Origin of the sequence: Hymenobacter sp. (assembly GCF_036387835.1) — a bacterium.
Lineage (GTDB): Bacteria > Bacteroidota > Bacteroidia > Cytophagales > Hymenobacteraceae > Hymenobacter.
In genome coordinates, this window is the sequence record NZ_DASVSY010000125.1 from 1 (window position 1) to 13818 (window position 13818).

11 protein-coding genes are annotated in these 13818 nt (G+C 57.3%); 7 read left to right on the forward strand and 4 right to left on the reverse strand.

What is annotated here, in order from left to right:
* The 4 genes from VF639_RS25140 to VF639_RS25155 form a co-directional block, all read left to right on the forward strand.
* On the forward strand, positions 1-427 hold a 427-nt coding region (locus VF639_RS25140; RefSeq protein ID WP_331146653.1), incomplete at its 5' end, for an SDR family oxidoreductase.
* 513 nt (positions 428-940) lie between these two features.
* On the forward strand, positions 941-1969 hold the full coding sequence (locus VF639_RS25145) for a GntR family transcriptional regulator (RefSeq protein WP_331148748.1): 1029 nt from the start codon (positions 941-943) through the stop codon (positions 1967-1969).
* Between the two features lie 272 nt (positions 1970-2241).
* A complete protein-coding gene (locus VF639_RS25150) occupies positions 2242-3522 on the forward strand; it encodes a sugar isomerase (protein ID WP_331148722.1) in 1281 nt (426 codons plus the stop codon).
* Between the two features lie 71 nt (positions 3523-3593).
* Positions 3594-4922: an FGGY-family carbohydrate kinase gene (locus VF639_RS25155; protein WP_331148723.1), complete on the forward strand. Its 1329-nt coding sequence runs from the start codon at positions 3594-3596 to the stop codon at positions 4920-4922.
* Positions 4923-5005: 83 nt separating this feature from the next.
* Here VF639_RS25155 and VF639_RS25160 read toward each other — a convergent pair whose 3' ends face one another.
* The gene (locus VF639_RS25160) at positions 5006-5389 is read right to left on the reverse strand and encodes a four helix bundle protein (RefSeq protein ID WP_331148724.1); all 384 of its coding nucleotides are present in this window, start codon (positions 5387-5389) and stop codon (positions 5006-5008) included.
* 49 nt (positions 5390-5438) lie between these two features.
* Here VF639_RS25160 and VF639_RS25165 point away from each other — a divergent pair, with 49 nt between their 5' ends.
* From VF639_RS25165 to VF639_RS25175, 3 genes are all read left to right on the forward strand, one after another.
* Positions 5439-6176, forward strand: a complete 738-nt coding sequence (locus VF639_RS25165; RefSeq protein WP_331148725.1) for a (Fe-S)-binding protein — start codon at positions 5439-5441, stop codon at positions 6174-6176.
* A 263-nt stretch (positions 6177-6439) separates the two neighbouring features.
* Entirely contained in the window at positions 6440-7813 is a 1374-nt protein-coding gene (locus VF639_RS25170; protein ID WP_331148726.1) for a lactate utilization protein B, read from the forward strand.
* Complete coding sequence (locus VF639_RS25175) at positions 7810-8376, forward strand: LutC/YkgG family protein (protein ID WP_331148727.1); 567 nt, start codon at positions 7810-7812, stop codon at positions 8374-8376. The genes VF639_RS25170 and VF639_RS25175 overlap by 4 nt, the downstream gene beginning before the upstream one ends.
* Positions 8377-8467: 91 nt before the next feature.
* Here the strand turns inward: VF639_RS25175 and VF639_RS25180 are convergent, their stop codons facing one another.
* The 3 genes from VF639_RS25180 to VF639_RS25190 form a co-directional block, all read right to left on the reverse strand.
* On the reverse strand, positions 8468-9898 hold the full coding sequence (locus VF639_RS25180; protein ID WP_331148728.1) for a glycoside hydrolase family 28 protein: 1431 nt from the start codon (positions 9896-9898) through the stop codon (positions 8468-8470).
* A 224-nt stretch (positions 9899-10122) separates the two neighbouring features.
* Positions 10123-10440 (reverse strand): L-rhamnose mutarotase, encoded by a 318-nt coding sequence (gene rhaM / locus VF639_RS25185; RefSeq protein ID WP_331148729.1) that lies wholly within the window; start codon positions 10438-10440, stop codon positions 10123-10125.
* Positions 10441-10692: 252 nt separating this feature from the next.
* Positions 10693-13569 carry a glycosyl hydrolase gene (locus tag VF639_RS25190; protein ID WP_331148730.1) on the reverse strand — a complete coding sequence of 959 codons (2877 nt, stop codon included), beginning with the start codon at positions 13567-13569 and terminating at the stop codon, positions 10693-10695.
* Between the last annotated feature and the right edge of the window lie 249 nt (positions 13570-13818).

Here is a 13818-nt window from a genome sequence, read left to right on the forward strand (position 1 = left end):
TGTTACCATCCTGCGCCAGCAAGGCTTAGGCGGCGACATCGTTAACATTGCCAGCAAGAACGGGCTGGTGGCGGGCCCCAACAACGTGGCCTACGGCACGGCCAAAGCGGCGCAGCTGCACATGAGCCGCTTGCTGGCCGCCGAGCTCGGGCCCGACAAGATCCGCGTCAACACCGTCAACCCCGATGCCGTGCTGCGCGGCTCCAAGATTTGGGAGGGCGAGTGGGCCGCCGGCCGGGCCAAGGCCTACGGCATCTCGGTGGAAGAGCTGCCGGCCCACTACGCCAAGCGCACCTTGCTCGGCGAGGAGCTGCTGGCCGAAGACATTGCCAAGGCCGTGCGCGTGTTCGTGGATGGTTCCCTGAGCAAGAGCACCGGCAACGTGCTCAACGTAGATGGCGGCGTGGCCATGGCTTTTGTTCGCTAAACCAATAAGTTAGCGGAAGGAGCATCTCAACGTAAGGTAGTTGGGCTGGCCTCGGCTAACTCAGCTAATCTGCGCTGATGTATAACAGTGCAATTCATTGTAAATAGGAGACCTGATAGGCCGATTCAGTAATCGGCCCGTCAGGTTTTCTCCTTTCCATGCATCGGGCGAGCAAAAAGTGCGCTAGTAGAAAGTTCCGGCAACGTTCCCGGTAATTTTTACCAGGAAAAGTTGGCTTTATAACTGCTAAAACAAGCGGATTTAAGTATTTTCAACCACCCGAAGATTTTCCGTCCGCTCTTTCCTAAGCGGAGATACGGTGAATTTGGAGTACCGCTTCTGAAATAGATCTTTAATCATACAATCGATTGCACAACAAACGATAACTGACTACACTTCTGCTTCACGGCACTCCGCTCCATTAATTCCCACCTGTTTTCTTCCTCCACCATGATCTACAAATCCGCCTCCCGCGACCGAAACCCGAGTATCGGTCTGGCCGAACCCCGAGAAATGCTGGTTGCCCCCGAGTTCTATAAGCTTCAGTTAAAGCCCCAAGACAAGACACCAAAATACAAGCAGATCGTGCAGTCGGTGATTACGGACATCGAACGGGGCCTGCTGAAGAACGGCGACCAACTTCCTTCCATTAGTGAGCTGAGCGTAGAGTACTACATTGCCCGCGACACCGTCGAGAAGGCTTACCGCGAACTGCGCGAGCGAGGCTTCATCACGTCGGTACAAGGCAAGGGCTACTACGTGCAAGCCAACGACAATACCAAGCTTAAAATCCTACTCGTATTCAATAAGCTCAGCTCCTATAAAAAAATTATCTACTACGCTTTCCTTGAAGCCTTAGGCGAAGAGGCCACGGTGGACCTTCAGATCCACCACTACAACGTGCATTTGTTCGAGGAAATCATTGAAAAGAGCCTAGGCAAATACAACTACTACGTGGTGATGCCGCACTTCACCCTGGACACCGAAAAAGCCACGTATCAGAACATTTTAAACAAGATTCCCTCGCAGGAACTGGTGCTGCTCGACAAGGATATTCCGGAGCTGAAGCACGATTGCCTGCGGGTATTCCAGGACTTCGACAAAGACATTTTCGGGGCGCTGGAAAACGCGGCTGACCTGCTCGAAAAGTATTCGCGCCTCGTGCTGATTCTGCCGAGCGATGCCAACCACCCCGAGGAATTGCCATGGGGGTTCCGCTCGTTTTGCCTGCTGCACAACAAGACGTTTGCAGTGGTTGAAAACGCCATGAACGAGGTCCTGCAAATTGGTACCGCCTACGTTGTTATTCGGGAAACCGACTTGGTAGAACTAGTCAAAAAGATGCGACAGACCAGCTACTTATTGGGCCGGGAAGTTGGCATTATTTCTTTCAACGAAACCCCGCTGAAAGAACTGCTGAACATGACGGTTATCACCACTGATTTCGAAGCCATGGGTCGCACCGCCGCCACCCTGCTGCTCGAAAAGCAGCGCGTGAAAGTAAAGAACCCGTTTTACACCATTCGCCGCGGGTCGTTGTAAGGAATAGCCGGTAAGGCGAAGCAGGATTAGAAAGGTAAAAAACTAGTTCCCCTTCTCAGTTGAGGAGAGGAACTAGTTTTTTACCTTTTAAAAATGAATAGCTAAACAACTAGTAACTCAAAAAACACGACACACAGGAGAGTTCAGAACAGTTCAGCGGGGCAGGCGCAGCTAATTTGCTTGTACTACCACGGCTTCCACCACTCGGAGGCGAAACCAGCTAGCCGGCTTGTGCCGATGGCGGCACTTTGCCTCCCTAAACTCGACCTAATATGCTTTCCGAATCCCGCATCCAAGACCTCAACCAGCCCTTGCTGGAAGAACATCAGTTGCAGTTCAACTTTCTGACCGATCTGCTGGTGCGCCGCCAGCTCGATGCCGGGCAAGTGGTGCAGCAGCTCATCGATTTTCAGGTGGCTATTCCGAGTTGGGCGCTAGGGACGGGCGGCACGCGGTTTGGGCGGTTTCCGTTGGGCGGCGAGCCACGTAACCTGGAGGAGAAGATTTCGGATGTGGGCGTGCTGCACCAGCTCAACCGTTCTTCCAACTCGATTTCACTGCACATTCCGTGGGATATTCCGCAGGACATTCCGGGCTTGCAGCAGCTACTGCAAGAGCAGAGCTTGGTGATTGACTCGGTGAACTCCAACACCTTCCAGGACCAGAAAGACCAGCACTATTCCTACAAATTTGGCTCGCTGAGTCACACCGAAGCGAGTACGCGCCAGCAAGCCATTCAGCACAACATCGACTGCATCCGGCACGGCCGCGACTTGGGCGCCAAAACCCTGACCGTGTGGCTGGCCGATGGCTCCAACTTCCCCGGTCAGCAGCACTTGCGCCGGGCATATCTGCGCACGCAGGAGTCGCTGGCGGCTATCTACGAGGCCATGCCAAGTGACTGGAATATGCTGGTTGAGTACAAACCCTACGAGCCCAACTTCTACTCGATGGTGATTCCGGATTGGGGCACCTCCTACTCGCTGTGCCAGTCGCTCGGCCAGAATGCCAACGTGTTGGTGGATTTGGGCCACCACTTGCCCAACACCAACATCGAGCAGATTGTGGGCCGCTTGCAGCAGTTTGGACGCTTGGGCGGCTTCCACTTCAACGGCTCGATGTACGGCGACGACGACCTGACGACCGGCAGCATCAAGCCGTTCCAGCTCTTCCTCATCTTCAACGAGCTAGTGGACGCGGCCCGCGACCAAGCCGTGACCAACCCTACGGTGGCGTATATGATAGATGCCAGCCACAACGTGAAAGACCCGCTGGAAGACCTCTTGCAGTCGGTTGAGAACATTCTCACGGCCTATGCCAAGGCCTTGCTCGTAGACCGTGCCGCATTATATGAGGCGCAAGAGAAAAACGACGTAGTGCGAGCCGAAGAGATTATGCGCGATGCCTTCTTGCTGGATGTTCGGCCGCTGGTGGCAGAAGCGTACCATCGGGCGGGTGGGGCCCTGCGGCCGGTAGCGGCCTACCGCGCCGCCGGTATCCGTGAGTTGCTGATTCAGCAGCGCGGCAAACTCAGCTTATCCACTGGTCTTTGAGCTACAGGCTGTAAGCTCTTCGTTGAACATCAGCTTGCAGCTCACAGCCTGTAGCTCTCAAAAACTCCTCCATGAAAAAGTCTATCTACGCGGTATTTGATATTGGCAAGACCAATAAGAAGCTGATTCTCTTTGACGAGGACCGGCAGATTATTGACGAAAACCAGCACATCTGCACCGACTCGCTTGACGACGATGGGTTTGTGTGTGACCACCTGCCGCGCCTGACGCAGTGGGTGCAGGACCACTGGCAGCAGCTGCGCAACCACCCGCACTACACCGTGAAAGGCGTCAACTTCACGGCTTACGGCGCCAGCTTCGTGCACCTCGATGCCGGCGGCCAGCCCATGCTACCGCTCTACAACTACCTCAAGCCGATGCCCGAGGAAGTGATGCAGCGCTTCTACTCGATGCTAGGGCAGGCGTCAGAAGATTTTGCAGCCGAAACCTGCTCGCCGCAGCTCGGCATGCTCAACTCGGGGATGCAGCTGTACTGGCTGAAGTATACCAAGCCCGAATTGTTTGCGCGCATTCACACCTCCCTGCATTTGCCGCAATACCTGTCGTACCTGATTTCCGGCGAGAAGTTCAGCGACTACACTTCGGTGGGTTGCCATACCAACCTGTGGGACTTCGAGCGAGGCCAATACCACAATTGGGTACGCCGCGAGGGTATCGAGGAAAAGCTAGCGCCACTTACCAAAGACTCAATTGCTTCGGTGGTCGATGGCATACTGGTGGGCGTGGGCCTGCACGACAGTTCGGCCGCCGTCATGCCCTACCTGGCCGAAACCGACGAGCCTTTTGTGCTGGTTTCAACCGGCACTTGGTCGGTGACCATCAACCCGTTCAATAGCCAGCCCCTCACCCCGGAGCTACTGCGGCGCGACAGCCTGACTTTCCTCACGCCCGGCGGGCAGCCCATGCGCGCCGCCCGCGTGTTCCTCGGTCGGGAGCACGACTACCAAGTCGAACGCATTGCCAATCACTTCCACGTGAAGCCCGATTTCTACCGCTCCCTGGTGCTGGCCCGCCCCTACGACGAGGCTTCCGCCAGCTTTCAGCCTGCCTGCATGGCCGGCACTGGTCCTTTTCCTGACCGGCCCGCCGCCGAGTGGGATCTCACCGGTTTCCGCACCGCCTCCGATGCGTATCAGCACCTCATGCACGGCCTCATCAACCTGCTGCTCGAATCCATTCATCTGGTGTGGCAGGGCGAGAAAATCATCTACGTCGATGGTGGCTTTGCGCGCAACCCACTGTTTATGCAAACCCTGAGTTGGAACTTCCCCGGCGCCGAAATTCGCACCCTGGAAGTACCCCAAGCCACTGCTCTCGGTGCCCTCGTGCATTTGGAACAAGGCGAAGCCTGGAAGAAAACGCAGCTGTTGTTTACCTGATGATTGTTGATTGTTGATTGCTGATTGTTGATTCATACCTACTAACAACCATCTATTAACAATCAACAACTATCAATCAACCCTTATTCCTTTAGGCTGTTGCTAGTGTATTTGATGAGAGTATTAATGCTTTTAGGTAAAAGTTGGAGTTGGGTGAAAATGTAAGTGTACTGCTCGACAGTGAGTAGTTGCCGCACTTTGGCTTTCTCGTTCCAATCCAATGCCTCCATTAACGAGCCGCGGGCTATACGATAGAACTTGATTTTGTCCTTCTTCCCGTAACGCCCAAACCCTTCGGCCAGATTAGCCGAAATACTATCGACTGCTCGAACGAACTGCGTCCCGACGGTACTCTGCGCCAGATAATTCCAGTTCAGCACAATCTCCCAAACGCGGTTTCTTAAGTTGAAGCTTACACGATACGCTTCTACATCACCTAACTTAAAATGACGGATCGATTCTTCCATTATTCAATAACCATCAAAATAGAACAACCAACAATTCAACAACCAAAAAATGAAAGTCGCCTTATTCGTGCCGTGCTACGTCGACCAGTTCTACCCGCAGGTAGGCATTGCGTCGTTGCAGCTGTTAGAGAAGTTAGGCGTAAAAGCGAATTTTCCAGCGGCACAAACGTGCTGTGGGCAGCCGCTGGCTAATAGCGGCTGCGAGAAGGACGCGTTGCCGATTTACCGGCACTTTGTGGACACGTTTTCGGATTACGATTATGTGGTGGCCCCGTCGGGAAGCTGCGTGTACCACGTGCGCAAGCACTTCGACAAGCTGGATCAGACTCTTGACGTCCAGCAAGTACGCACGGGCACTTACGACCTGATTGATTTCATTACCACGGTACTCGGCGTGAGTGAAATACCCGGCACCTTCCCGCACCGCGTGGGGCTGCACCTGAGCTGCCACGGGCAGCGCGGTTTGCATCAGGCCAACGAATCGGAGATGACGCCGGTGCGCGACGGGCAACTTCGGCGGCTACTCGGTTCCCTCAACGGCATTGAGCTGACGGAGCTGGACCGCAACGATGAGTGCTGCGGTTTCGGGGGCACGTTCTGCGTTTCGGAAGCGGCTATTTCGGCTCGTATGGGGCAAGACCGGGTGGCCGACCACGTGCGCAACGGCACCACCGTGCTAACGGGCGGCGACATGTCGTGCTTGATGCACCTGGAAGGCATTGTGCGGCGCCGGCAGTTGCCCATGCGCGTGTTGCACGCCGCCGAAATCCTGAATGGCATCAATTAACTTTTTTATGCTGAACGACTTATATGCTTAACTGTATTCGTCACGAACCAGCTTGCGAGAACGGTGTAGCGACGCGACACTTCGCGTCTCCTCATTGCTGAGGTTGTTTACAAGAACTCCATTTTGGTCGTTCAACACCGAGACGCGAACCGAAGGTCGGCAAAGCCAAGTGTCGCGTCTCTACACCGTTCTCGCAAAACGATTTTCGCAGCACGCTTCGGAACGAGTTAACAAGCAACACCCAACAATCAGCAATCAACCGAATGGACCACGCCACCCGAGCCGCCAAATTCATCGGCGACGCCGACCGTACTACCTGGCACGACGAAACGCTTTGGTTTGTGCGCGCCAAGCGCGACAAAGCGGTGTACGCCGTGCCTGAGTTTCAGGACCTGCGCGAGCTGGCCTCCCAAATCAAAGACCACACCCTGAGCAAGCTGGACACTTACCTCGAGCAGTTCGAGGAGCAGGCCAAGCGCAACGGCGTGCACATCCATTGGGCGGCCGATGCTGCCGAGCACAACACCATCATCCTCGACATCATCCGGCAGCACAACGCAACTCGTGTGGTCAAGAGCAAATCGATGCTGACCGAGGAGTGCCACTTGAACCCGCACCTGCTCAGCAATGGCATTGAAGTGGTGGACACGGACTTGGGCGAGCGAATCATTCAGCTGCGCGACGAAGCCCCGAGCCACTTGGTGTTGCCCGCTATTCACTTGAAGAAGGAAGACGTGGGCGAAACGTTTTTCAAGCACCTCGGCACGGCCAAAGGGGAAGTCGATCCGCAGGTGCTCACGGAGGCCGCCCGCCAACACTTACGGGCGCGGTTTCTGGCGGCGGAAGTAGCTATTTCGGGTGTCAACTTTGCGGTGGCCGAAACCGGCTGCGTAGTTATTTGCACCAACGAAGGCAACGCCGATTTAGGCGTGAACCTGGCGCACGTGCACATTGCGGCCATGGGCATCGAGAAGCTAATTCCGCGCCTTTCCGATCTAGCAGTATTCACGCGCCTGCTGGCTCGCAGTGCTACCGGGCAGCCCGTCACCACCTACACCTCGCACTACACCAAGCCGGCCGCTGGCAAGGAGATGCACATTGTCATCGTAGATAATGGGCGCACCAAGCAGCTCGGCCGCCCCGATTTTCGGGCTTCCTTGAAGTGCATTCGGTGCGGGGCCTGCATGAACACCTGCCCCGTGTACCGCCGCAGCGGCGGCCACTCCTACGACTTCACCGTGCCCGGCCCCATCGGGGCCATCCTGTCGCCGAACATCGACATGAAAAAGCACAGCTCCCTGCCGTTTGCCTCCACGCTCTGCGGCTCCTGCTCCGACGTGTGCCCCGTCAAGATTGACATTCACACGCAGCTCTACAAGTGGCGGCAGGTGCTCGGTGAAGCCAACGAAATACCGGCCTCCAAGAAGTGGAGCATGAAGCTCATGGGCCGCCTCCTGACCAGCCCCAAGGCTTTCGGAGTAAGCGGCAAACTGGCGCGGCAGGGCATTAAGTTTCTCCCCTACAGCCTCACCCACGCCCGGCACTTCAACGTGTGGGCGGTGGCTAGGGAGCTGCCTGCGCCACCCAAGCAGAGTTTCCGCGAGTGGTATCAACAACAGGCAAACAATCCCGCATGAGTAATTCACGCGAAAAAATCCTGGCCGCTACCCGGGCCAACAAACCCGCCGAAACGCCCCTACCCCCCGTCCCCGATTTTGCCGGCGACGACTCTACGGAGCGGTTCACGCAAGTTCTGACCAGCATCGGTGGTCAGGTGGCGTGGATTGATGGCCCCGAGCAGTTATTGTCGGTGGTCAAGCAACTGTTTCCGGAGTCCCGGCTTTCGGCTTCTCCCCTCTTCCCGGCGACGGTACCCGTAGATGCGCTGACCCCAACCGAAGTACTCGCCGATGTTGACTTAGCGGTGCTGCCCGGCGAAATTGGTGTGGCGGAAAACGGCTCTATTTGGCTGCCAGAAGTCAATATGCTCCACCGCGCCCTACCCACTATCACCCAACATCTGGTGCTGGTACTCGACCACCGCCGCATCGTGGCCACCATGCACCAAGCCTACGCACAACTACCTTCTACCGGCGGCTACGGGGCTTTTGTAGCCGGCCCCTCCAAAACGGCCGATATCGAACAGTCGTTGGTGATTGGGGCACATGGGGCACGCAGTTTGGTGGTGCTGCTGTATTAGGCTGTAGCGCGGCCATCCGTTCCGCGCTACATCAAAAAAGAAGCGGCTTCCAGGTAGAAGCCGCTTCTTCGCACTTGTTCTTCACTTCACTTTAAAACTTCATGCCGGCGCTGTTTTGGATGGCTATCGGCTCCTGGTCTTGGGCGGTGATGTTCACGTTTTTCACGCTCCAGCCGGTGCCGTAGTTCACGCCGCCTGCCGTTTCGGAGGTCATGGTGATGTTGTCCAACGACATATTTTCTAGCAGCGAATTAGGCTGGCCTTCGGCCGAAACGGCGGTTTTCGCGTTGCGCACCCGCACGTTGCTGATGTGCACGTCGCGGTAGTGCGGAACGCCTTTTTCGGCGGGCTCTACTTTGTTAAGCATGGCTTTCCAGTGCGCGGGCAGGGTTTCCAAGGTATAGCCGGCCGGCAGCGAGGAGTAGCTGTACGCCGCATTCCAGTTCATAGTCATCAGAATGGCCGTGCCCACGCCGTCCATCTCAATGTCATCCACTACAATATCTTCCACAATGCCCCCGCGTGTCAGCGCCGATTTGATACGGATGCCGAGTTTGGTGCCCTTGGCTTTCAGGCCGCGGGCAATGACGTGGCGAATGCCGCCCGACGTTTCGCTGCCGCAGGTGAAAAGACCGGCGCCGGCGCCGGCTACGCAGTTCTGGATGAGGATGTATTCGGTGGGGCGGTTTACGCGCAGGCCATCCCAATCGCGGCCCGCTTTCAAACAGAAGTTGTCATCGTTGCAGTCGATGTCGCAGTTTTCCACCAGCACGTAGGAACTGGAGTCGATGTCGATGCCGTCGGTGCTTGGGCCGTGCCCGCCGATGTTGTTGCGAACAATGAGGCCGTCGGCCGTAACGTTCTTGGAGTAGAGCACGTGCACCGTCCAGAAGCCGGCGCGCTGCAGCGTAATGTTCTTGAGGGTGATGTTGCTGGAATTGGCCACCAGCAGCGTGCGGGGGCGCTTGGCGTCGTAGTCGACTATCCAGCGCAGCCCCTTGGGGTCGTACTCTTTGCGCATAGCCCAATACTTATCCCAAAACGGCTTGCCCTGCCCATCGATGGTACCCGTGCCGGTGATGGCGACGTTGTCTTGGTCGAGGATGTTGATGAGGGCGGCGGGCCAGGTCATTTCGATGCCGGCAATGCGTGAGGGAATTTCCGGGTAATCCTTCAGGTCCTGGCTGCCAAGCAGGGTCACGCCTTTGTCGAGTTGGAGCGTGACGCCTTTCTTGAGGAAGATAGAGCCGGTGAGGTACTGGCCGGGGGCGAAGGTGACGATGCCGCCTTTCTTAGCCGCGGCGTCAATGGCTTTCTGAATGGCCTGCGTGTTCAGCGTTTTGCCGTCGGCGAGGGCGCCGTATTTACCGGCGGCGAAGATGGTTTTGCTGGTCGGGGTGGTTTTGGCGCCTACTTGCTTGGTCCAGTCCGGGTCGGCGGCGGCAACGGGTGAGGGGGCGGGTTCCGTGAACGAGCTTATCCAAGCCAGCAGCGGAAACAGCAGGGAAGCAATCAACTTCATAACAGGAGGGGTCGGGTGGAGAGGGAACGAAGCATTCCCAAGACGATCATCTTCCAACTTGACGCGTGACGGATTGGGTATGACGGATTCCCACGGCCGCAATTCCCGGTTCCATCACGCGTCAGTTGAAAGGTACTTCACTCACATTCCAAAGCTGCGGAATTACTTCCGGCGAACTGTCCCGTACCTACCTGCCTGGTTACGGATTCAGCTGGATTATCCGGCTAAATCCGTGATTTAAATACCCGCTGCAAAGGCTTCGCTACGGGCGAGTTATCGGCATTAGTATCCATTAAGTCGGCCATGTAGTCCCACCAGCGTTTCATGATGGGCAGGCCCGGCAGCTGGTCGGCGGTATGGTTGGGGGTGCGCTTCTGCACGGCGAACAGGGTTCCGCTAACAGCATCAAGGTAGATGGAGTAGTCCCGGATGCCGGCCTGTTCCAGCGCCTCAGACAGCTCCGGCCAGATTTCATCGTGCCGCCGTTGATATTCGGCAACAGTGCCGGGCTTGAGTTGCATGGTGAAGGCTATTTCTTCCATTATTTGTGGATTTGAGTGGAGGGAAGCCATGAAAAATTAGGAATGAACTGCTGGAACATCATACTGACGTTGCGCGATTGTAGAGACGCGACACTTCGCGTCTCGTCGTTGCTGAGGTTGTTTAGATGAGCTTGTTCTGAATTAGTCGTTCAACGACGAGACGCGAAATGTCGCGTCTCTACATCTTCAACAGCTGCTAATAACAGCACGCGAGATGGTTCCTGTCATCAGCCTGGTGTTCCAGCAGCTCAGTCATTGCCCATTCTTCATTCCTAATTCTTCACCCCTCATTACCGCAGTAGGTGTTAGGGTGACGGGGCCTAGCAGGCCTGATTCCAGAGGAGCCCATTTTTCGGCGGTGAAGAGGCCTTCGGGGGTGCGGTTTTCCTTGAGCCGAGCCGCCAGGTTCACGTTGTAGAATTTCTTGTACTCGACGTGGTTCTTGTCCATGTCGATGATGCGGTTAGCCATGCCGTTGCTGACCGTGACGGTCAGGTTGTTGGTGGCTTGCAGCTGGTCTTTGGGCACGTACACCTGGTAGACTGGCCCGATGAGCGTACCGAGCTCTTTGCCATTGAGCTGCACGCGGGCACTTTCAGCCACGCGGCCGAGGTCGAGCAGCCAGCCGGTGCCGGTGCCCGGCGGCGCTGGAAACGACGTGGTATAGGTGGCCGTACCCGAGAACTTCTGGCCAGCTTCCCCCGCCAAAGTCGTCCAGGAATCCAGCTTCTGCGTTTGCAACGGCGCCGGCAGCGTCGGGCCACCCGACACAAAAGCCACTTTCCAGGTGCCGTTGATGGGCTGCGGCGCGCCGGCGGGTTTCATGTAGGCGTAGGCCGGGCCAGTGGTGCCGGCTTCGTTGGTTTCCAGGATGCACGACTCACCGGGAGCCAGCTGCACGTACACTTCCGGCATTCCTTGCCCAGCGGCCCGGATAGAGGCCATGCCGAGCTTTTCAGTCATGGGGTTGTAGAGGGCTACCGACTTGGCGGCGGTTTGCAGCGGCAGCCAACCGTCAATAATTTTGTCGCTCCAGTTGGCCACGAAGTAGTAGTAGCCTTTGGCATGGCGGCGGCGCTCGAATTCCAGGCCGGTGTCCACCATCTTTTCGCGCTTCAAGCTGGCTTGAGTCAGCAGCTGGTCTACATCTTTGCCCACCAGGATGCGGCCTTTGCCGACCGTCGCCTGTTGCACGCCGGCCTGTTTGCCTGGCGCTAGCTTTATCTGCGCCAGCAGCTTACGGAAGGCACTGCGGCGGCTATCGAGGCTACTGAGGCCGGGCACGTCGGCGGGCAGCTGGTTTTCCATGACGATGGTGGCCCCGCCTTCCGCCAGTTTCACCAGCTGTTGCAGGGTGGCTAGCGGCATCAGGCTGGCGTCGGGCACCAGGATGGTGCGGTAGGTGGCCCCGCCGGTTTGCAGCGTTGTGCCCACGGCTTTTACGCCGAGCAACTGCTTGTCGGAAATGTAGTCGAAGCCGTAGCCGCGCTTGAGGAGCGTAGCGCTGGCCTCCTCGATGGGCAGGCCCTTGAAGCCGTGTTCAATGCCATCGAAATGCTGTAGCAGCACCTTGCCGGGGCGCACGTAGGAATCGTAGATGGGCAGGTACACCAGCACGTCGTTGGCGGGTTTACCGGCTTGCATAAACGACTGGCAGCGGGCCACGTACTTGTTGAGCTGGCCGAAGTCGGTCCAGAACGAGTTGTTGGGGTTGAAATGCACGGCCGCGTAAAACAGCCAGCCCGGCCACGCGGCAGCCTGCGGCGAGTAGTTGGTGCCGTGGTAAAAGGTGTGGTTGACGCCGCCGAGCAGCATCCGGTCCATGGCCTTCTTCACGTCGCTCAGCTTCGACAAGAAATGCTCGTTTTCCCAAGTAGCCGACTCCGCCGACGTCAGCGGCTTGCCCGTCACGTGCGCCGCCGACGAAGCAAACTTGATGCGCACCAGATCCTCGCCTTCCGTCTCGGGAATGTCGGTGGCGGCGTACAAATCCAGGATATTGGCCGGCGAGCCGTGGGCCTGGTTGCGAATCAGGGCATCGTGCGTTTTCGCCCATGTGGCCCACGTTTTGGTGTAGTTTTCGAGCAGCAGCTCGGATATGGTTTCCCGGTAGTCGGACAGCACGCGCTTGTTTTCGTCGTCCGACGCTTTGCCGAACAGCCCCGGCAAATGCTGCCGCAAATCGTAGCCGCGGCGCTTCTGAAACTCGGCGAACAGCTGCGGGGTCCAGTTGCCCTCGCCCTGCGCGTCGTCTACCTCGTAGGAGTCGTTGAAGAAGGCGCGGATGGGCTTTACGTCGCGGCCCTTGAAGGCTTCGTCGAAATGACGCAGGTAGTTATCGGTGGCGGTTTTCGAGAAGTGGTCGATAACGTCGCCTTCCCCGCCGGGGCCGGCGCGCTCCACCATCTTGCCGTGCCAACCCTGAAACACGCCGTAAAGCGTCCAGTTGCCAGCCGGCGCGGTCCAATTCAGCTTGCCGTCGGCGGCTACTTTGCTGGTCAAATCCAGCGCCAGGCCCTTATCGGAATACGCCATGAGCGTCTGCAACGGCAGTGGCTTCTCGAAGCGGACCTGGTCGAAGGCACGGAGCTGCAAATCCGGGTTTTTGGTAATCGGCTCGACCAGCTGCTTGCTGTCGACGCGGGGGCCGATCATGCGCAGCAGCGGCTGCTGGATGAAGCGCACAGGCTCCTGTAGCTGCTCGCCGCCTTTCAGCGTGTAGGTTTGCGAGGCCACGTACTTGCAGGCGTCTTCCTGCGTCACCCACGGCCCGCCAAAGGGCCACCCGGAGGCCTGCGCCATGTCCACGCCCATCCCCAACCGACCGGCTTCCGTGAGCGTGTGCGTGAGCATGTCCATCCACTTCGGCTCCAGGAAGTTGATAAACTGGTTTTCGGCGCCCTTCACCCCATAAATTGTGGTGATTTCCACCCCGCCCAAGCCGGCCTGCTGATACTGCGTAAGCAGGCGCGTCAGGTCTTCCTTGTTGACGGCGCTGCCTTGCCACCACCAGCGCGTCCAGGGCTTGGTTTGCTGCGTGATTTCCGGCCACTTCGGCGCCTGCGCGTGGGCTACGTTTTGGGTTAGCACGGCGGCGAGCAGAAGAGAAAGGGCGAGGGGTGTTTTCATAAGGTGGTTGACAATCGTTATTTATAAAAACCGTCATGCTGAGCATGTGGCGCCTCAAGCCAGGGACCGGAGGCGGAGTCGAAGCATCTCGCTCGTGTGGTATACTCTTACCACTACAACGATTCGAGCAAGAGGCTTCGACAAGCTCAGCATGACGGTTAGTTTGGCAACGTCAGCACGCGAGATGCTTCGATTCCTCAGCATGACAGATACCACACGAGCGAGATGCTTCGACTTCGCCTCCGGCTC